This is a genomic window from Shewanella sp. BJSY2023SW001 (assembly GCF_047314685.1).
In the GTDB taxonomy this organism is placed as follows: domain Bacteria; phylum Pseudomonadota; class Gammaproteobacteria; order Enterobacterales; family Shewanellaceae; genus Shewanella; species Shewanella indica.
Window position 1 is genome coordinate 14,088 of record NZ_JBKORF010000053.1, and the last position, 19,622, is coordinate 33,709.

The 19,622-nt window shown below is 53.4% G+C and carries 15 protein-coding genes; 7 read left to right on the plus strand and 8 right to left on the minus strand.

Translation table 11 applies throughout. The annotated features are described in order from the left end of the window. Positions 1–4: 4 nt before the first annotated feature. Positions 5–589, plus strand: a complete 585-nt coding sequence (locus ACMHXH_RS12335) for a HupE/UreJ family protein (RefSeq protein WP_335912319.1) — start codon at positions 5–7, stop codon at positions 587–589. Here the strand turns inward: ACMHXH_RS12335 and ACMHXH_RS12340 are convergent. The 8 genes from ACMHXH_RS12340 to ACMHXH_RS12375 form a co-directional block, all read right to left on the minus strand. After that, the gene (locus ACMHXH_RS12340) at positions 559–1,074 is read right to left on the minus strand and encodes a helix-turn-helix domain-containing protein (protein ID WP_039034032.1); all 516 of its coding nucleotides are present in this window, start codon (positions 1,072–1,074) and stop codon (positions 559–561) included. The two genes, ACMHXH_RS12335 and ACMHXH_RS12340, sit on opposite strands and share 31 nt — an antisense overlap. Before the next feature lie 64 nt (positions 1,075–1,138). Then, positions 1,139–1,840 (minus strand): iron-sulfur cluster repair di-iron protein, encoded by a 702-nt coding sequence (gene ric / locus ACMHXH_RS12345; protein ID WP_039034033.1) that lies wholly within the window; start codon positions 1,838–1,840, stop codon positions 1,139–1,141. A 127-nt stretch (positions 1,841–1,967) separates the two neighbouring features. Beyond that, complete coding sequence (locus ACMHXH_RS12350; protein ID WP_335912318.1) at positions 1,968–3,158, minus strand: hypothetical protein; 1,191 nt, start codon at positions 3,156–3,158, stop codon at positions 1,968–1,970. Next, positions 3,142–3,801, minus strand: a complete 660-nt coding sequence (locus ACMHXH_RS12355; RefSeq protein ID WP_039034035.1) for an energy transducer TonB — start codon at positions 3,799–3,801, stop codon at positions 3,142–3,144. Before ACMHXH_RS12355 ends, ACMHXH_RS12350 begins: the two co-directional genes overlap by 17 nt. Continuing rightward, positions 3,770–4,177: an ExbD/TolR family protein gene (locus tag ACMHXH_RS12360; protein WP_039034036.1), complete on the minus strand. Its 408-nt coding sequence runs from the start codon at positions 4,175–4,177 to the stop codon at positions 3,770–3,772. Before ACMHXH_RS12360 ends, ACMHXH_RS12355 begins: the two co-directional genes overlap by 32 nt. Before the next feature lie 3 nt (positions 4,178–4,180). Beyond that, complete coding sequence (locus ACMHXH_RS12365) at positions 4,181–4,675, minus strand: MotA/TolQ/ExbB proton channel family protein (RefSeq protein ID WP_052248049.1); 495 nt, start codon at positions 4,673–4,675, stop codon at positions 4,181–4,183. Then, a complete protein-coding gene (locus ACMHXH_RS12370) occupies positions 4,672–6,000 on the minus strand; it encodes a MotA/TolQ/ExbB proton channel family protein (protein ID WP_039034037.1) in 1,329 nt (442 codons plus the stop codon). Before ACMHXH_RS12370 ends, ACMHXH_RS12365 begins: the two co-directional genes overlap by 4 nt. Further along, positions 5,997–6,737: a DUF3450 domain-containing protein gene (locus ACMHXH_RS12375; RefSeq protein WP_143078346.1), complete on the minus strand. Its 741-nt coding sequence runs from the start codon at positions 6,735–6,737 to the stop codon at positions 5,997–5,999. Before ACMHXH_RS12375 ends, ACMHXH_RS12370 begins: the two co-directional genes overlap by 4 nt. Before the next feature lie 204 nt (positions 6,738–6,941). Here ACMHXH_RS12375 and ACMHXH_RS12380 point away from each other — a divergent pair, with 204 nt between their 5' ends. The 6 genes from ACMHXH_RS12380 (at position 6,942) to cas3f (ending at position 19,609) form a co-directional block, all read left to right on the plus strand. Beyond that, on the plus strand, positions 6,942–9,404 hold the full coding sequence (locus ACMHXH_RS12380; RefSeq protein ID WP_413738120.1) for a TonB-dependent receptor plug domain-containing protein: 2,463 nt from the start codon (positions 6,942–6,944) through the stop codon (positions 9,402–9,404). A 58-nt stretch (positions 9,405–9,462) separates the two neighbouring features. Next, complete coding sequence (locus ACMHXH_RS12385) at positions 9,463–11,235, plus strand: ABC transporter ATP-binding protein/permease (protein ID WP_413738122.1); 1,773 nt, start codon at positions 9,463–9,465, stop codon at positions 11,233–11,235. A gap of 1 nt (position 11,236) precedes the next feature. Next, positions 11,237–14,080: a M16 family metallopeptidase gene (locus tag ACMHXH_RS12390; protein ID WP_412514182.1), complete on the plus strand. Its 2,844-nt coding sequence runs from the start codon at positions 11,237–11,239 to the stop codon at positions 14,078–14,080. Positions 14,081–14,295: 215 nt separating this feature from the next. After that, positions 14,296–15,132, plus strand: coding sequence for a WYL domain-containing protein (locus tag ACMHXH_RS12395; protein ID WP_335912311.1), 837 nt, complete (start codon positions 14,296–14,298; stop codon positions 15,130–15,132). 113 nt (positions 15,133–15,245) lie between these two features. Continuing rightward, positions 15,246–16,235, plus strand: a complete 990-nt coding sequence (gene cas1f, locus ACMHXH_RS12400; RefSeq protein ID WP_071475682.1) for a type I-F CRISPR-associated endonuclease Cas1f — start codon at positions 15,246–15,248, stop codon at positions 16,233–16,235. After that, complete coding sequence (cas3f, locus tag ACMHXH_RS12405) at positions 16,232–19,609, plus strand: type I-F CRISPR-associated helicase Cas3f (protein ID WP_335912310.1); 3,378 nt, start codon at positions 16,232–16,234, stop codon at positions 19,607–19,609. Before cas1f ends, cas3f begins: the two co-directional genes overlap by 4 nt. The last annotated feature ends 13 nt before the right edge of the window (positions 19,610–19,622 follow it).

Below are 19,622 nucleotides of genomic sequence, written 5' to 3' on the forward strand. Positions count from 1 at the left end.
ACCTATGCCATCTCGAATAATCATGCTGTTTTTGTTGCTGCTGAGCCTGCCGGTTTCAGCTCACGAGCTGCATGCGGATGGGAGTTTCTGGGATGGATTCAATCATCCCCTGTTGGGATTTGATCATCTATTGGCTATGCTCAGTGTCGGTATTTTCAGCACTCAGCTCGGGCGCAGCGCCATCTGGTCAGTGCCGTTGGCATTTCTGTTTTTTATGACTTTGAGTGCTATCACGGGGATGCTCGCTACCCCTATACCCTTCGTTGAGCCCGGCATAGCGCTGTCGGTATTGTTGCTGGGGCTGGTTATAGCCCTCAATCGAGAAATGCCTATCTCTTTTGGCATGGCTTTTGTCGGTGTTTTTGCTTTGTTTCACGGTTATGTCCACGGCGCCGAAATGCCTGAATTGGCAAGGCCTGGTATTTATGCCATGGGCTTTATACTGGGGACGGCGGCGATTCATGTCGCTGGATTGACCATTGGCAGTTTGATAAACCCGGATGGCAAGCGCAAACGGGCGGTGCAGCTCATGGGCTCGGCTATTGCCTTGGTGGGAAGTTATTTGACCCTGGAACTCTGGCTGGCTTGAGTATTGTGTCTTTGTTTGCGTCTTAACATACGTTTTACCTGCGCCGGGCTGGCGCGCATATCAGCATCTCCAACCCTGATATAGGTGCCGCCAATCGCTTCTGTCCCCAGATAGACTGGCTGCTGGCTGTAGTCTGCTTGAGGCACCCGAAAGCGGAGCAACTGCTTACCGGCCAGTTCTATCAGCTGAATGTCGGCCGGGCCAAGAATATTGGCACTGATCTTTTGCGAATTATTGAGGATCTTCCAGGCTTCATCGATAAGGGGCCTGGGCTCGGCTATCCCTTCGATAAAAAACTCGCCCTTTTCCTCCCTGACACCGAGAATGATCTCGCCACCATTGGTATTGGCAAAGGCGCTGTAGCTTTCCCACAGCGCCTGTGGCAGTGCGCCCTTGCCGTGGCGTCCGGCGGCGAGCTTGAACTCCACTGCGGCAGACTCACGCAGATTTTCAATATCGTCCAGAATGAAACCTGTAACCGGCATGACTGACCCCTTGTTTACTGCTGTTACTGCAGTTGTAGCAAGTCAGCCGGGATTTGAACAGCCCTCAGTTCACCAGTGCCAGAGCTTTGGGAAACAAGAGGTTATTTTCCAGGTGGATGTGACGGTGCAGATCGGCTTCAAACTCGGCCAAGGTGGCATAGCATACCCGCCAGGTAGTACAGGCATGTTCAGGAGCCTGGTAGTGATTGGTCAACTGCTGCAGCTTGGCCAGAATTTGTCCCGCCTCATCATGCTCATATTCCATTGCCCGGATAGGATTGCCTATATGGCCGAAACAGGCGTTGAACTCTTGCCCCTGACTCAGGGCGCGAATGGCCGGAAACAGTATCTGTTCTTCTTTTTGCAGGTGGGGTAAGAGGTCGTCCATCAGGGCGCGGATCCAACCGGCCAAGGGCTTGATCTCTTCATAATGCTCACCGTGGGCTCGCACCATCTTCTGGGCATATTCCAGCAGCAGCGGTGCGGTATCGCGTATGTACTTGTGGTGGGTCGCTTCGATATGCTCGATAAGCTCACCAAGTGGCAATTTGGCCAAGGCATCGTCCGGTGTGCCCTCTGCGGCCAGTTGGCTCAAGGCGTGCAATACCTCGGTAGGCTCGGCGCCGGCTCGCTCGCAGGCCGATGCCAATGAACGGCCACCGCCACAGCAAAAGTCGATACCAAAACGGCTGAAAACATGGGCGTTACGGAAGTCTTCGGCGACCAGTTCGCCGACTCTGCGTTCGAGGGAGATTTGCGCTGACATAGGATGCTCTCTGTATTATCAATTTACATGCATAATAAAGGCATCTTTAACTTTGGCCAAGCTTAGGCCAATAAAACTTGACTGTTTTGCTTGGTTAATCACATTTTGCAGCAAACCTGATAGAGCCTCAGGGGTCGTCCGTGAGGTAGTTTATTTGATTCAGCCACTGAGCCGCCGTCGTCTGGTACTCTCCCTGATTTATCGCTTTAAGCAAGGTTTTGGCTTGTTGTAACTGCCCGGCTTCGTAGTGGCTCAGGGCCAGCAACAGCTGCCAGTAGCGGTTATCTGCATCTTGCTGCCGTAGCTGTGATAACAGTTGTTGTGCCAGCGGCCATTGCCCCAGGCTGTAAGCCAATTGTGCCCGTAGCGGCAGCGATTTCTGCCCTTGGGTTTCGTTTGATTTCTGCAGCAGGCTCAGCGCCTTGTCTCTTTGACGTGACAACAGATAGGCCTGAGATAACAGCGGCTTATAGCTGGAGTGTTGTGCCAGTGCCTCGCTGTGTTGCTCCAGCAGATCTGCCGCTCGGCCGGGGGCCTGATGCAGCATCAATAACTGTGCCAGCAGTGGAATACTGCGAGTGGGCAACTGCCCGGCCTTATAGGCCGAGCTGAGGACATTGAGTGATTCCTGCTCTTGCCCCTGTTGCTGCAGGTTATGGCCCAGGCGTTCCCAATATAGTGGGCGATCCGGATAGGCGGCGATCATCTGCCTCAACAGTTGCTCTTCTTCCGGCAAACGCTGCTGCCTTTGATATAGGGACTGCAGAAAGTGTTGCCGGGTTTCGGTGACTTCCCAATCCAGTGCCAGACGCATCTGCTCAGTGGCCTTTGGCAGGTGCTGCAACTGAAATTCGGCGTAGGAGGCTAGCGAGTGCATGGTGGCAAATTCAGTGGCGCCGGGTTTGAGTTCTTGTTCTTGGTCTATGATTTCGCTCGCCAGTTGCAGCCACTGCTTACTGTATTCGAGGCTTTGGCGGTATTCGCTTTGCTGATAGTTCAACTGGGCACCCAGCTTATAGAGATCCCGTTGCTGCAATGCCGTGACGGGTAAAGCCAGCAACAGCCGGGTTTGCTGCGCGGCGCACAGATAGTCCTTGAGGTTGATGCAGGCCTGCAGATGCAGGTAGGCCGACATCTGCTGTTCGTTGTCGCTGCCTTTGGCATACTGACGCTGAAAGCTTTCAATCGCCTTGAGCGCCGCAGCAGGATCCCGCTGCAATTGAAACTGCAGTTGCTGATAACGTTGCAGTGCATTGCTCGCCAGCAGCGGCGCGCTGAACAGAATGCAGCAAAACAACAGGCTATTTTTCAAGTTCATATCTGATCACTATCCGTTGCCATTGGGTCTGTTTGGGCGCTGCGAAGCGCCACCTGAGCACGGCTCTGGAAGCCGAGCGGTAAAACACGCCGCTGGGGGTTTCATCCACCAACTTGATATCTTCCACCCGACCGTCCGGGTTGATCGCCAAATCCAGAGTCACCTGTCCTTCAATGCCCCGCTGTTTGGCCTGCAGCGGGTATTCTGGCGGCATTTGAAACACCACCTGCGCCATGGCTATACTGGCCTGCATGGTACTGCCGGGAGCGCTGCCGCTTTGACTGAAATTCAGCGTCGGTGGTTGGATTTGCTGAATATCATCCGGCGTCGGCCACAGGGGATCCGGCACAGGAATACCTGTGTTGGCGTCTAGCGCGCTGAGATCCAGTGTCATGGGCGGAGGCGGTGGCGAGGAAGTCAGCGGCGCAGCGCTGAGACGAACCTCAGGCAAGGGCTCTTGCGGTTTGCTATCCTGCCGCTCGGGAAAGTAGACTCCGCCCAATGTAACCTGTTTAACCGGCGCCGCGCCCTGTCCCAGCGTCAGGGCATAGATCAGGCTGGCCAATGCCAGATTGATCAGTATGGCACTGGTGAAAATCAGTCCTGTTTGGTTAGCTGGGGTCTTGGGTTGCGACGGCCACATTATTGACTCCTGCGATGCGTACTTTGTCGACCACTTCGATGAGCTTGCCGCTGGTGACATGCTTATCCACTTCGATAATGGCCGAACTCTGCTCTGAACTTGCCAGCGTGTGTTTCAGCCTGGCAGGCAGTTCAACCGCCTTGACGGCTTGCTGCTCCAGCCAGATCACATTGTGTTTGTCTATGCTGATTAAGATGGCGCGCTTATCCTGATTGTCTTGCACCTGAGCCGTGGGACGTTCCAGTTCCAGCGACTGGTTCTTCTGAAATGACGCCGATAAGATAAAGAAGATCAACAGGATAAATACCACGTCGATCAAGGGAGTGAGATCGACATTGGCTTCTGTACCTTGATCATCTGTGTGTTTGAATTGCATCTTTTACTCCGAAAGTGTCCGGCGCAGCTCCGCCAGCAACCGCTGATTGCTCTGCTTGAGCTGATAGGCCAGATAGAGCCCGGACAAGGAGGTCACCAAGCCTGCCAGTGTGGTCAGCAGTGCCGAGCTGATCCCGGATGACAGCTGTTTTTGGACATCGAGTTGCCCAAGTTCGGCAAAACTGCTGATCATCCCATCGACAGTGCCCAAGAGCCCCAGCAGCGGCAGTATCTTTATCAGTGAATCTATCCAGTCGAGTCCGCCGCTTAGACTCAGGGCGGCGCGGCTGAGAAAAGCTTGTTGCAACTGCGCCTTTTGCCAGAGGCCATAATGCGCAAGCCTGACGCTCAGCTGATTTGCATCATCCCGCCAGCGGGGGCTCAGGCGGCGAATACGGCTAAAGCCCTTCAGCAGCAGATACCACATCAGACAAGAGAGCAGCAGTATCAGCCAAACGATGACGCCGGCCTGCAGCACAAAATCATAGAAGGCGCTCATTGCCCGGGGTTACCTGTGCCACCAAAGCGCTGCAATATCACCAGAGCGGCCGTTTCCTGCTCAAGTATCTGGGTCAGTTGCCGACTCTGGCTCTTGACTGCGCAGTGCAGCAACAGCAGCGGAATGGCTGTCATCAGTCCCAGTTGGGTGGTCAGCAGCGCCTCGGCAATACCACCCGAGAGCAGTTCAGTATTATTGCTGCCGAAACGGGTGATCACATCGAAAGTTTCAATCATGCCGCCAACCGTGCCCAGAAGCCCCAGCAGCGGCGGGATCCCCGCCAATACCGCCAGGGTGCCAGTACCACGGGTCAGGCGGGGGACTTCGCTGAGTACGGCGGCGTTGAGCCGCGCTTCGAGTTGCTCCTCGGGGCAGTCGGTTGCCGCCAACATCACCCGGCCGAGGGCATTGTCACTCTTGACTTGCTGGCTGGCCTGCTGTTGGGTCAGCCGCCGTTTTTCGCGGCGCAGTATCCACAGGCGGTTCAGGGCTATGCCTGAGGCTATCAGGGCTATCAGACCGATAAAGATGCCGACTATCCCTGCCGGTTTGAGCTTGTCGAACCAGCCGTTAGCGTTTGCCGCCTGTTGCAGCAACTTGCCAAATGAGGGGTCGAGCCAGACACTCCCCTGGGTGGTCGATAGCTTTGGCTGCTCTGCCAGCAGTTGCCAGCTTTGCTGCGCCGGCAAGTAGCGTACCCAGCCTTTGTCGCTGAGGGCATTGAAAGGCCCATATTCGGTGACATTCAATAGCACTGGGGTGCCATCGGCATTGAGGCCTTCGCTGCTTTGCACTATGGGTTTGGCTGCCAATACGCTTTGTTCTGTCAATGCGGTCCAAAGCGCCTGCAGTCGCTGCAGGCCAAGTTGGTCAGTGGGTATCTCGGCAAGGCCGCTGCTGTCGTGGCGCCAGAGGCTGTGGGGTGCCACTGTGGTGAGCAGCAACTGCTCATGTTCCTGGATGGCGCGAAACACCCCGTCGAGACTGGCTTTCTCGGCGTTGAGCTGCGCCTGTTTGTCCTTGAGGCTTTGCTGCAGTGCCAGCAGTTGGTCTTCAAGTTCCAGGTTATTTGCCTGAGTCCGGGTGAGTTGCTGTTGCAGTTTCTTATGGTTGCTGCGCACCTGCTCCAGGCTCTGACGGCTTTGGTTCTCTTGCCGCTCGGCGGCCACTTGTTCCTGGCGACTGCCACTGCGAACCTGTTCCAACACCTGTTGCAGACTCTCGGCCTGGCAGGGGAGGGACAATGAGAGCGACAACAGCGATAGCGACCACAGTAATGCGGGACGCATCATGCTCTGGCGAGTGAGGGAAGACAAAAAGCTCATGATGCCTCCACTATCAGAGGCAGTTGCAGCAGTGTCGGTATGCCATCTCCGGAGGCGACTCGGATGGCCGCGGCGACATTGCCAAGCTGCTCAGGCGCCAGCGCCTGCCAATTATCTCCCTGCCAGCGGCCACCGGCCTTGCCATCCAGGGTGAGGAAAAAATACCCCAGGCGCCCGGCGCGCAGAAAATTCACCAGCCGACCGTCGCCGAGTTTGCCCTGCCAGCTTTCCACACTGTAGCCATAGCTGAGCTCAACCTGGTAGGCATCCAACAGCCGGGTCAGTTTCTCGCCCTGGTTCAGCTCGGCGCTTTGCAGCAGGAGTTGCAAATTATCGAGACGCTGCTGCCGTTCCTGTTGCTGAAATGGCAGATCGGCCCGCACCAGTTGCGTGAGCGACAGCAGCATTTCGTCCATCATCGGGGCCAGCTGCATCCGGGTCTGGCGCAGTTGCCGACGCTGCTCGCCTAGCTCCTCCAGAGCAGAGTGCAGTTGCCCTATCTGCTGCTGTAATTGCTTTTGGTAATGGCTGGCCAGTTGGATTTCATGCTTGAGTTGGCGGTTTTCCTGGATCAGGGATTGCTGCTCATCATCGAGTTTCTCTATGACTTGCTGGGCGTGTTGGCTGGCCTTTAATCCCTGACGGTCGGCCTTGTGGATCTCGTTGAGGTCACTTGGCGTGGCCGTTACCTGTAATACCCAGGCGGCCAAGACAGATACTGCTGTTTTAGTAAACATCTGAATGAAAATATTTTTTGTCTGGAATGCTGTGGTTTTGCGCACATCATCACCAGAATGTTGACATGATTTGAGACATTACCAGCAAATAGTAATGATAACAATTGTCATTTGCATTTGATCAGGTTATTTTGGCCAACCTCACACTTTAGTGGTGCGGGTTCAACTCCGGCATCGCTGTTTTTAACAATAAAGGGATTGAGGATGAAGAAACACGCGGCTGCAGTCTGTGGTCTGGCATTAGTGCCGGTAGCTCAGGCGCAACAGGTTGATGTGGCTGATCAACAGGAGATAATCGTCAGAGAGCAGGCCGACAATGGCCTGACTCAACATGAAACCCTGACCCGGGAAGATATTAAAAAACGCCCAACAGGTGACGGTAACCTGACCGACTTGCTCAGGTCTAATCCAGCGGTGCAGTTTTCCAACAGCGCCAACAGCAGTTTGAATCAAGGGGAGATCAAACCCGCCGACATTTCCATTCACGGCAGTAATGCCTACCAAAATGCTTTCCTGCTCGATGGCATGAGCATCAATAACGATCTGGATCCGGTCGATGGCAGCGTGGTCACCAATGCCCGCCTGTCCAGCGATGAGCAGGGCCTGTATGTCGACAGCCGCCTGATAGACAGCGTGACCCTCTATGATGCCAATATTCCGGTGGAATTCGGTGGTTTTACCGGCGGGGTAGTGGATGCTACAACCCGCAGTTGGCAAGGGGAAACTGCCGCCAGTGTTTATTTCCGCCAAACGGATGCCAGTTGGAACAAGGTGCATATAGATGACAAATTGCAGTTCGACTCGGCTAATAATGATCTGTCACAACCGGCCAGATTCCAGACGGATTACAGCAAGCGCAACTATGGCCTGAGTTTTGAAACCGGCATTACCGACGACTTGGGTTTTGTGGCTTCGGTTTCCCGGCGTGAGTCGAAAATCCCTATGATGAATGTACCTGCTACCGCAGTGGGACTGGATGCCAACGGTGAGCTGGTGGCCTTCAAGACAGGCGGCGGCCTCAAGCATCAACGGCGCACCTCAGACAATCTGTTCAGCAAGTTTTCCTGGTACGCTTCACCACGCACCACGGCGCATCTGTCGTTGGCCTATTCGGCTTATGAGGCGGAGATGTTCTTCAACGGAGTGGCCAATTCAGACTACCGCGATGAACACAAGGGCTACAGTTCTACCCTGGAGATAGAGCACGGTTTTGACGCTTCGACACTGGAGTTGTCGCTCAACTATAACCGCATGACAGACAAGCGTGCCGGCGAGCAAACTTACTGGGTGCAATTGATGGATTGGCAGAGCAATCGCTCCTACTCTTCAGGAGGCCCGGGCGATCTGGACTCTACCCAGGAAACCAGTACCGCCAAGTTGAAGTGGAAATGGGATCCCCTCAAATGGGCCGGTATGAGCCACACCTTTACCCTGGGGGGCGAAGCCAGTTACACCGACGCCGAGTTCAACCGGGACAAGACTTACTACCGCAACAACTACGACGGCAGCCTGGAGATGATGGGCTGGTCACAACTGCGTCTCGATGCCTTTCTTGAAGGCAGATACAAGAGCACTCACAGCCAGTATGCTCTCTATGTTGAAGATGTGATCAACTGGGGCGATTTCAGCTTCAGGCCTGGTCTAAGGCTGGATCACGACGGCTTTGTCAATCGCAATAATCTGGCTCCGAGGCTCAGTAGCAGTTGGAACCTGTTTGGCGACGGCAACACCCTGCTGACCGCCGGGGCCAACCGTTACTATGGTCGCTCCATGTTGACTTATGCTCTCTACAGTGGCCAAAACGGTGGCCTGGTGCATTGCTACTTTGACTGTAAACCCAACTCTGCCGACAACGACTGGATGCCGACCCGGGATTATGAGGGGATGGAAGAGCTGCATACGCCCTATAACGACGAGTTTACCGTCGGCGTTCAACAGATTTGGGACAACAGTATCTGGAAGCTGAATTATGTGCACCGTAACGGCCGCGATGAAGTGCGCAGCCGTTACAAGTATCCCGGCACTGATGATTATGAACAGCGCGCCATTCGAACCTTCGACAACAGCGGCAGCACCAGTCATGACAGCGTGATCTTCACCCTGATGAATCGGGAAACCCTTCAATTCTTGGGCGCGAACCACCAGGCCAAGTTCTCGGTCGCTTGGCAGGAAACCAAGAGCAACACCCCAAAAGATCAGGGATATAGCTATTTCGAATCCGGTCTTAACGTGGATGCCGATAAGGTTTGGTATGACGGCAAGGTCATTGCTGCGGCCGATTTACCGGCCACAGATTTCAATGCGCCCTGGAAGATAGATCTGGAACTGACCCACGAGTTCGATGACTACGGCCTCACCTGGTATAACCTGCTGCATTGGACCTCCAGCCGTGAGCAGGCCAGTCGCGATCAGAATGGTTATTTCCGCGATCCCGAGACCGGCAAGGATCTGGTCAAGTACAGCAAAGTGGATTTTGCCTCGACCTTCCGTTGGGATACCAAGCTGCAATGGCAGCCCGAATTTGCCAAAGGCGCTTCAGTGTCGGTAGAGATCTATAACCTGCTCAACCATAAAAATGCCAACGACTCCTTTGTTCACCAGGATCAACTCTATTTCAACTATGAACCGGGGCGTCAGTTCTGGTTGCAGTTGAACTACGAATACTAAGCTGACCCTTCGGCGGGCGGCCCAGCGGCCGCCCGTTGCTATTGATGGATTTTCCGATATGAAACATCTGGCCATGTTCTGGCATTTGATAAAACCCTTTTGGTGTAATCGGCAACGGCTGCCGGCGTTGGCATTGCTGGTGGTGGTGTTGACCTTAAGCCTCTCCTCGGTGTGGTTCAGCGTACAGCTCAACCAGTGGAACGGCGACTTCTTCAACGCGCTGCAGCAGCTGGATGGCAGCCTGATTTACCCCCTGTTGCAGCAGTTTATGCTGATCATAGTCGCCTTGGTGCTGGTGTTGGTGTACGCCGACTACCTGAAGAAAAAATTGATCATTCAGTGGCGTGAATGGATGACCCGGGATCTCTGTAGCCGTTGGCTGTCGCCGGATAGTCGCCATTACCGAATCCAGCTTGGGCAGCAGGAGCCTGACAACCCGGATCAACGCATCGCCGAGGATGTTTTCCTGCTGGTGGAGACTTCGCTGGATCTGCTGTTATCCTTCCTGCGTTCTGTACTCACCATAGGCTCCTTTGTGGTGATCCTCTGGACGCTGTCCGGCGAGATCAGCATTCCCTTGGGCGATGCCGAGCTGACCATACCCGGCTACATGGTGTGGGTCTGCCTGCTCTACACCCTGATTGGCACCCTGATCACCCACAAGGTGGGTAGGCCATTGCACCGGCTTAACTTTCAGCAGCAAAAGCGTGAGGCGGATTTCCGTATCGCCCTGGTGCAGCGCCGTAACCATAGTGAAGCCATTGCCGGTCAGCGAGGCGAGGACTGCGAGCAGCAGGCATTGGCACAAAGCTTCTCCCGGGTAGCCGGTAACTGGTACGCCTTGATGTCCAAGGAGCGTAATCTGGCCTTCTTCACGACAGGGTACAGCCAGGTCACCATGCTGGCGCCGATATTCTTTGCTCTGCCCAAGTTTCTTGCCGGGGCAATTCAGCTCGGCGGTTTGATGCAGATAAAGATGGCCTTCACCCAGGTGGCCAGTGCCCTCAGCTGGTTTATCTACGCCTATAAAGACCTGGCGCGCTGGAGCGCCACAATCGAGCGTCTGAGTCATTTTGAAGCCAGTCTGTTTGCCGATACGTCGCGGCCCGAGGCGGCAGTCGCCGCCAAGCCCTCAGCTGCAACCGATAGTGTCCCAGAGAAAAGTGTCAATGTGCTCGATTCACAGGCCTTGCCGCTGTTGCAGGCCAGTCTGGATCTCTTGTTGCCGGATGGTCGGCCGCTGCTGCAAAGACTGCGCCTTTCACTCACACCGGGAAAGCTGCTGGTACTGCACGGCCGCTCCGGTATCGGGAAAACCAGTTTACTGCGAACTCTGGCAGGCTTCTGGGATGGCTATTGCGGGGAACTGGCGACTCGGGTTAGTCCCTGCTGGATATCCCAGCGCCTTTATCTGCCGGAGGGCTCACTCAAGTCGCTCATCTGTTATCCGGCTGCCACTCAGAGGTTTAGTGATGAGCGTTGCCGCCAGGTGTTGCAGCAGGTGGGGCTGGGGGAGCTGCAGGACACGCTCGAACACACAGATAACTGGCTGCAGCGGCTATCGGGCGGCGAGCAGCAAAGAGTAATGTTTGCCCGGTTGCTACTCAACGCCCCTGAGCTGATCCTGCTGGATGAAACCACCTCGGCGCTGGACATAGCCGCCGCGACTTCGCTGCTGCAACTCTTGCGCGCCGAGTTGCCCAAGGCCTGCATAGTGTTGGTTAGCCATCAATTGCAGTTACATCAGTTGGCCGATGAGATTATCTCTCTGGAACAGGACGATCATTGCTTGATGCCGCCAGCCACCATTACCCACTTGAGGGAGGTCTGAAATGAAACCCTTGATAGTATGTTTGCTGGCCGGTTTGCTGCTGGCTTGCCAAAGCACTACTGAGCCAAAACCACAGTCGCTGCAACAATCACAGCAGCCGCTTGCCGAGGACAGCTTGCCACTGAGGCCGGATCTGCAAACTTATACCTTGGAAAACGGTTTGCAGGTGATGTTGCTGCCCAGGAAAGATCCGCGGCAAAATGTGGAACTCAGGCTGCTGGTCAAGGCCGGCTCGCTGCAGGAAACCGACGCCCAGCAAGGCTTGGCCCATTTCGTTGAACACATGGCATTTAAGGGCACAGAGGCATTTGCGGATCAGCAAAGCTTTAAACAGCTGGAGCAGCAGGGGATCAGCCTTGGCAGCCATGTTAATGCGGTCACCAGCTTTGCTTCTACCGTCTATAAGTTGTCTTTACCCGCCGCCGACGAGCAGCAAGTGGCGTTGGGACTGAAAATCTTATCCCAATGGGGGCATAAGCTGACGTTCGATCCCCAAGCGTTTGAGCGCGAGCGGGAAGTGATCATCGAAGAGTGGCGTCTGCGTCAGGGGCTAGGGCAGAGGATCAACAGCGCCCTGGAGCAACTGCGTTATCAAGGCAGCGAACTGGCCGAGCGTAATCCTATAGGTCTGCCCGAAGTGATCCGCAATGCGCCTGTGACCCTGGCCAAGCAGTATTATCAGGATTGGTATCAGCCGCAGAATATGGTGCTGATGATGGCCGGTGAATTCGATGTCGAAGACGCTCGGCAGCATATCGAGCACTTCTTCGGGCCTATGGCGAAGGGCGACAGTAAAGTCACCGCCGACTGGGGCCGTTTCGATTCCTCCGCTGCCGAGGTGCAACTGCAAACTGTGTTGGATCCCGAGCAATCGCAGCGTTTCATCCAACTCATGCTGCAACAGCCCATGCCCGCGCCGCTCAATAGTGTCAACGGCCAATGGCGAGATCTGCTCGACAGGCTCTGGCTGGCGGTACTGAACCGTCGTCTCGGCCTGATGGTGGATGAACAGCTGTTTGCCAAGGCGCAGCTCGGCGATCAGAGCGCGGTACTGTCGCCCTCGCGAATTCAGCATCTGGCGATTCTGCACCCGCTCGATGCCGACTATGGCGCAGCGTTGCAGCGCTTTGCCACCGAGCTTAAACGTTTGGCGAGCCAAGGGGTGAGCCAAGCCGAGCTGGATGCCGTTAAGGGGCCCTTGTTGGCGCGCTTGCAACAGCAGGCGCTGAGCGAGTCGCGCTATGAAAGCGGTTATCTGCTTGAGCAACTGACTAATGCCGTCAGCTTTCAAATGCCTATGCTGAACAAGCAGCAAGAGTGGCAGATGACCCAGACCTTCCTCGCCGAGGTCACGCCCGAGCATCTGCAGGCGGCGGTGCAGTCTTTGCTGCAACAGGCCGAGGTCAAAATTGCCCTCATAGGGCCGGACACCGACGCTGAAAAGCTCAATAAAAATAGTCTGCTGACCGCCTGGCAACAGGGGCTGGCGAGCACGCCAGGCGCCTTTGCGCTCAAACCCAGGCAACTGACACTGGACTTAACGCCGCCAGCGATGAATAAGGTTGTGGATAGAGCATCACTGCCGGCGCTTGGCGCCTTGCCCAAGGTTCGCAGCGAGCGCTGGCAACTGGCCAATGGCCTGACCTTGCTGCTGCACAGCGATCCTATGCTGACCGATAATATTCAGCTGGATCTACGCCTTCCCGGTGGCCGCTCTCTGGAGAACCACAACACCAAGGGCTATGTCAGCCAAGCACTTTACTTGCCATCCTCCTGCGGTATCGGCGAATATTCGGGCCGGGATCTGCTGGCCTTGCAGAAGCAATACGGCATCAGCATCACCCCCTATGCCGAGCTGCTGCATCATGGCCTGCGTGGTCAGGCATCCGCCGATACCCTGGCGCCGCTGCTCAAGTTATTTACCCTGCGTTTGACCCAGCCCAAGTATTGCCAGGAGGCTTTGAGCAGGCAGCTACAGGCCATTCAGCAACAGCGGAATCATATGCCCGCCGAGCGGCGCTTTATGGATGCCATCACACAAGCCGCCTTTGAGAACGGAGAGCTGCTATTGATGCAGGGCAATGACCCTGCATCAGAGCTGGCAAGGCTTGAGCAATTAGATAGGCAACTGCTGGGTGACCCGGGCGCCATGGTGCTGAGCATCAGCGGCAATCTGCCGCTCAAGCAATTGGGCGAGCAGGCCAACCTCTGGCTCGGTCATCTTGCCAAACAGGATGGCAAAACGGCGCAGAGCTGGACTGACCGCAACATTCGCCCCAAGGCCGAGTCCATGGAGCGCCGTTATCCCTGGAGCAGCAGCCCGAAAACCATGGTGCAGATCCAATACAGCCAGGATACGAAGTGGAGTGCGGCAAACAGCATGGCGATGCAGTTGATAGAGCAGGTGCTGAACCAAAGGCTGCGGCAGAAACTGCGCACCGAGGCTTCCGGTGTTTATGTGATCCAGATGTCGCAGCTATTGGCGCGTGACCCGGCGGCTTATTATCTGGGACGGCTCAACTTCACCGCGGCGCCTGAGCGGGCCGAGGCGCTGGCCGCAGACGCCGATGCCGTAGTGCAGCATCTGGTGCGCGAAGGCATGAGTGTGGCCGAGTTCAAACAGGCCAAGCAAACCCTGGCCGTATTGCAGCGTCAACAGCGCCAAAGCGCCGCCTTTTGGAGCGCCGCGCTGGCACAGACCATGGCCGATGAAGGGCGACTTCAGGAGCTAGCCGAGACTGATAACACGCTGAATAAGCTGACGCTGGAGCAGACCAATCAACTGCTGCAACAACTCATGGGACAGCATAAGAAGGTCTTTATGTTGGAGCCGGCAGAGATTTAATACCCAAGAGCCGAGGTATCTAACAAGACGGCCATTCGGCCGTCTTCTTTTACTAAACAATATGTTGAGGGCATTTATCAGAGTGACTTTTACCGAATCATATATTGTATGAGCTGTGTCGAATATTTCGCCATCAGACCTACTCGTTAACATGGGGCTATGGCAGACTGAATTTATGTTCAGGTGACGACAGCTAAATGTCCATGGAGGGGAAGGTGAGCAATTGTAAGTTGCCGATAGAGCGATTTGCTTTTCTCGAGATGTTGGCCTTTTGGAAAGGGAGAGTCCGCAATAAAGATATCGAACACCAATTTACCATTACCCGTCAGCAAGCCCACAAAGATTTGGCCAAATACCGGGAATTGCACCCCGGCGCCCTGATAAAGCTCGATAAGGCCTGTTTCGGGTTTGCGGAGCACGCCAGTCTCAGCTACTCCTCCGCTTCCCTGGATGATTTTTTCCTCTGGTACGAGACAGGTTACTTTGCTCAGCCCCGCCCCTTGAATGGCTCCTGTGCCACCCGAATGGCATTGCCGGAACGCAACATTTGCCGCCATGTCCTCGCCGGTTTGATTAATGCCATCGAGCAAAACCTCAGGCTTGAGGTGGAATATGTCTCTCTGTCCAATCCCGAAGATGAAGGCCGAATTTTTACCCCCCACACCTTAGTCAAGGCCGGCAGCCGCTACCATGTTCGGGGTTACTGTGAAAAGTCAGCGGCTTTTCGCGATCTTGTCCTGAGCCGCTTTCGGGGAATTCCTGTTGTGGAGGGCATCGCCCATCAAACTGTAAAAGATGACTCTGCCTGGCAGACCATGCTGGCGGTAATTCTGGCTCCTGATCCCCGCCTGACAGCCCAGCAACAACAGGTGCTGGCCAAAGATTATCAGATGGAAGGGGGACAACTCATTATTCAGTGCCGGGCAGCTTTGGTGGATTACCTGCTCAGGGAAATGCAGGTCAATACCAAGTATCTGGATGGCACTCCAGAGGCTCAGCAGTTGGTGCTGGTAAACCGAAATGACATCAAGCAGTGGCTATTCAATAGCTAGGACCGGCATGGTTTAAGCCAAGGTAAACTCAGTTAACCTGAGTGTCTGTACAGTATTGGTGGCAATAGGAAAGTTGGGTAAAAGTAACTGATATCTAACGCCGAGGTATTTAAATGGACGATTTCTCACCCTCTGATCTTAAAGTGATTCTGCACTCAAAACGCGCCAACATGTATTACCTCGAATATTGTCGCGTAATGCAAAAAGATGGCCGAGTACTCTATTTAACCGAAGCTGATAAAGAAAACCTCTACTTCAATATCCCTATCGCCAACACCACAGTCTTGCTGCTTGGCAACGGTACATCAATTACTCAGGCCGCAATGCGTATGCTCTCGCAGGCCGGAGTACTGGTAGGGTTTTGTGGCGGTGGCGGCACACCGTTGCATATGGCGACTGAAGTGGAATGGTTTACACCGCAAAGTGAATATCGGCCTACCGAATACCTGCAAGGCTGGCTCTCATTTTGGTTTGATGATGAAAAGCGCTTAGCCGCCGCGAAACAATTTCAAAATGCCCGAATCGACTACTTACAAAAGGTGTGGCGCACTGACCGTGAACTCGCTCTGGAAAAGTTCAATGTTCAGGATCAGGTTATCCAACAATCACTTGAAACCTTCCACAAGCGCACAGTGGCAGCCAGTCAATCTTCAGAGCTGCTGCTTACCGAAGCGCAATTAACCAAAGTTCTATACAAATACGCAGCCAATAATACCGGCAAAGAGGGTTTTTCTCGCCAACAACAACCCGACAAAAAATGTACCGACAAAGCCAACGACTTTTTAAATCATGGCAACTACTTAGCTTATGGTTTGGCAGCAAGCTGTTTGTGGGTATTGGGGATTCCGCATGGCTTTGCCGTGATGCATGGTAAAACCCGCCGCGGTGCTTTGGTGTTTGATGTGGCCGATTTAATCAAAGACGCCATTGTGCTGCCCTGGGCCTTTGTTTGTGCCAAAGAAAACGCAACCGAACAAGAGTTTCGCCAGCAAATATTGCAAGCCTTTATTGAGCACAAAGCCCTCGACTTTATGTTTGACACAGTAAAACGCGTTGCCTTGCGAGGTCAGGGTGAACAAGAGCGCGAGGTAATCCCATTATGATGGTCACCTTTGTCTCTCAGTGTGAAAAAAACGCGCTTAAGAAAACCCGTCGCGTACTGGATGCTTTCGCCAACCGGATTGGCGATAACACCTGGCAAACCCTGATCACCGAAGAGGGATTGTTAACGGTGAAAAAAATGCTACGTCAAACCGCCAGCCGCAGCACTGCCGTCAGTTGCCATTGGATCCGCTCTCGCTCCCGCAGCCAGTTTTTATGGGTGGTGGGGAATAAAAAGAAATTTAATTTGGAAGGTGTGGTGCCAGTTAACAGTACTGAGAAAGATTTACTCAACAGCGACTATGAAAGTGATTGGAAATATTTGCCACTGATTAAAGCGCTCGCAGCTATGGCCGCTTTGTTGCACGATTGGGGTAAGGCTTCTTTACTGTTTCAGGAAAAATTAAAACCAGAGATTAAAACCCAGCATAAAGGCGACCCACTGCGCCATGAGTGGATCTCTTGCCTGTTATTTCATCAGTTCGTTACAAGCCAGATGAGTGAGAGTCACGATGAAGCATGGTTGAACTTTCTGATCAACCAAGGCATTGATGAGTCGCGATTGACTTACCAAAGGTTACAAACGGAAAAGCCACTAAGCGAACTGCCCAACGCAGCAGCATTGATTAGTTGGTTAATTGTTTCTCATCACAGATTACCGCTGCCCAAAAAAGAAGAGATGTGTCGGGAACAGCGAGAGAATCATAATAGTTCGCTTGGTGATTTGTTGGCCAGAATTACTTCGGCATGGGGGTATGAAAACCAATTTGAGGATTACAACAGGCTGTTACCCAAATGCTTTGAATTTCCTTTAGGGTTACTTTCCCAATCACAAACTTGGCTAACGGCATTGCAACGCCGAGCTAAGGATTTATTGCATCAGTTGCCTTTGTTAGAGCAAGCGATGAATGACGGCAGCTGGCGCGTGGTTTTACACCATGCACGGTTGTGCTTGATGCTGGGCGACCATTATTACTCCTCGCAAGCCAATGATCCTAGTTGGAAGGTTTCAACCGAGCTGTACGCCAATACAGATCCCGAGACCAAAGAGCGTAAACAAAAGCTGGATGAACATTTGGTTAATGTCGCCAGGGTGGCGGTGAATACGGTGAGGTTGCTGCCCTTTTTTGAATCTGAGCCGCTAAAAGCGACTGAACTTACCGAGCTGGCACCCAAAAGCAGCACCCCAAAAGCGTTCCGTTGGCAAGACAAAGCGGTACGTAAAATTATCGAGTGGCGTGAGCATACTGAAGATAAAAGCCAAGGTTGTTTTGTGGTCAATATGGCGAGTACTGGCTGCGGGAAAACTATGGCTAACGCCAAAATCATGCAGGCGCTCTCGGAGGATGGTGAAAGTCTGCGGTTTATTCTCGCGCTTGGTTTGCGCACCCTTACTTTGCAAACCGGCGATGAATACAAGCAGCGGCTCAAACTGCAAGATAAAGATCTCGCTGTGCTCATTGGCTCTAAGGCGATTTACGAGTTACATCACCAGACTGGTGCGCAAGTCGATAAGGAGGAAGTGGAACTTAATCAAGCTGAGCTTGGCTCTGAATCGATGGAAAGCTTGCAAGAAGAAACTGATGAACTGCATTGGCAGGGCGTATTGCCCGAAGAAGAACTCACCACAGTTTTAATCAAGGAAAAAGATCGCAAGTTGCTGTATGCCCCGGTACTGGCTTGCACCATAGATCATATTATGGCGGCTACCGAAACCAAACGGGGTGGGCGTTATATATTGCCTTGCTTACGGTTAATGTCATCCGATTTGGTGATAGATGAAATCGATGATTTTACTGGCGACGATCTGATTGCGATTGGCAGACTCGTTCACTTGGCCGGTATGCTGGGGCGAAAAGTCATGATTTCCTCTGCCACCATCCCGCCGGATTTAGCGCTCGGTTTGTACAATGCCTATCGCCAGGGGTGGGCAGTATTTGCCGCTAGTCGTGACCGAAAAGCCAGCATTAATTGTATTTATATTGATGAATTTACGGCACATACTCAGTTGGTGGGGAGCAATGATTATGACTTGGAGGCTTACCGGGCTTTGCAACAAGGCTTTATCAATAAACGGGTCGAGAAGCTCAAACAGCAAACCGCCAAACGTAAAGCCGAAATTATCCCCTGCCTCAAACAACCAGATTTACCGCTTGATACTCAGTATTTTGCAACGGTAAAGCAAGCGGTGCTGGCTAAACACCGGCACCACTTTACCTTAGATCCCCAAAGCCAAATTCAAGTTTCCTTTGGTGTGGTGCGCCTTGCCAATATTCAACCCTGTGTCGAGCTAACCAAGTACTTGCTCAGTTGTGATTGGCCTGCAGATACCGAAGTACGTTGTATGGCTTACCACAGTCAGCAAGTGTTGTTGCTGCGTCACGAGCAAGAAAAGCATCTAGATGAGGTGCTTAAGCGTAAAGAAGCCGCGAACGAATTACCGCTTGCCTTCAGCCATCCCATTATTCGCGGTCATTTAAATGCCTGTTCTGCAAAAAATATGATCTTTATTTTGGTGACTACGCCTGTGGAAGAAGTGGGGCGTGACCATGACTTTGATTGGGCGGTGATAGAGCCCTCTTCTTTTCGTTCGATTATTCAAATGGCAGGCCGTGTACGCAGGCACCGTGATGGAGAAATTCCTGTGCCCAATATTGGCTTGTTGCAGTACAACCTCAAAGGGTTCAAGGGGGGAGAAGAGCGAGTATTTAACCGTCCTGGCTATGAAACCGACCGAACTACTCAGCTCGTCACTCATGACTTAACCCAGTTGGTGGACGAAAAGCCATTGCTGCAATCGGTTAATGCGGTTGCTCGAATTCAGAAGCGAGCGACGTTGGAGCCACAAAAAAACTTGGCGGATTTAGAGCACTTTGCCACCGCCAAAACATGCGGCACGGATCAAATCGGCAAGTCAGAAGTAAGCGAAGTTAACCGCCGGGATAGATTCAGCCGCAACCGTCGGGAAAGCCAGCGTCAATCTTGTTGGTGTGAGCATTTACACGGTCATATTCATGGCTACTGGTGGCTTACGGCATTGCCGCAATACTTCAAACGCTTTCGTAAAAGTGAACCCTCAGTGCAAATCTACTTAGTTAAAAAAGCGCGCAGCATTGAGTTTTGTTTGCGTGAAGATCAGGGCGGCTTACACCCGATTGAACGCACCTTGAATATTGAACATCTACCGTTTCCATCAACCCAACAACAGAAGCTTTGGCTACAGCGTGATTACAGTGAGTTAGTCAGTTTATACAGTCCAAGCCCTGAGCAGGAGTTTGTCACGTCAGTACGATACGGAGAAATCAGTTTTATCTACCGGGAAGGAAGTCAACAATACAGTTACAACGACCAATTAGGCTTGGTTAAGGTTAAATAGTGGAGGGATTTAC

Bases quoted from the DNA above. Each gene is read 5' to 3' on its own strand.
- ACMHXH_RS12335 (WP_335912319.1), top strand. From the start codon at position 5: ATGCCATCTCGAATAATCATGCTGTTTTTGTTGCTGCTGAGCCTGCCG.
- ACMHXH_RS12340 (WP_039034032.1), bottom strand. From the start codon at position 1,074: ATGCCGGTTACAGGTTTCATTCTGGACGATATTGAAAATCTGCGTGAG.
- ric (WP_039034033.1), bottom strand. From the start codon at position 1,840: ATGTCAGCGCAAATCTCCCTCGAACGCAGAGTCGGCGAACTGGTCGCC.
- ACMHXH_RS12350 (WP_335912318.1), bottom strand. From the start codon at position 3,158: ATGAACTTGAAAAATAGCCTGTTGTTTTGCTGCATTCTGTTCAGCGCG.
- ACMHXH_RS12355 (WP_039034035.1), bottom strand. From the start codon at position 3,801: ATGTGGCCGTCGCAACCCAAGACCCCAGCTAACCAAACAGGACTGATT.
- ACMHXH_RS12360 (WP_039034036.1), bottom strand. From the start codon at position 4,177: ATGCAATTCAAACACACAGATGATCAAGGTACAGAAGCCAATGTCGAT.
- ACMHXH_RS12365 (WP_052248049.1), bottom strand. From the start codon at position 4,675: ATGAGCGCCTTCTATGATTTTGTGCTGCAGGCCGGCGTCATCGTTTGG.
- ACMHXH_RS12370 (WP_039034037.1), bottom strand. From the start codon at position 6,000: ATGAGCTTTTTGTCTTCCCTCACTCGCCAGAGCATGATGCGTCCCGCA.
- ACMHXH_RS12375 (WP_143078346.1), bottom strand. From the start codon at position 6,737: ATGTTTACTAAAACAGCAGTATCTGTCTTGGCCGCCTGGGTATTACAG.
- ACMHXH_RS12380 (WP_413738120.1), top strand. From the start codon at position 6,942: ATGAAGAAACACGCGGCTGCAGTCTGTGGTCTGGCATTAGTGCCGGTA.
- ACMHXH_RS12385 (WP_413738122.1), top strand. From the start codon at position 9,463: ATGAAACATCTGGCCATGTTCTGGCATTTGATAAAACCCTTTTGGTGT.
- ACMHXH_RS12390 (WP_412514182.1), top strand. From the start codon at position 11,237: ATGAAACCCTTGATAGTATGTTTGCTGGCCGGTTTGCTGCTGGCTTGC.
- cas1f (WP_071475682.1), top strand. From the start codon at position 15,246: ATGGACGATTTCTCACCCTCTGATCTTAAAGTGATTCTGCACTCAAAA.
- cas3f (WP_335912310.1), top strand. From the start codon at position 16,232: ATGATGGTCACCTTTGTCTCTCAGTGTGAAAAAAACGCGCTTAAGAAA.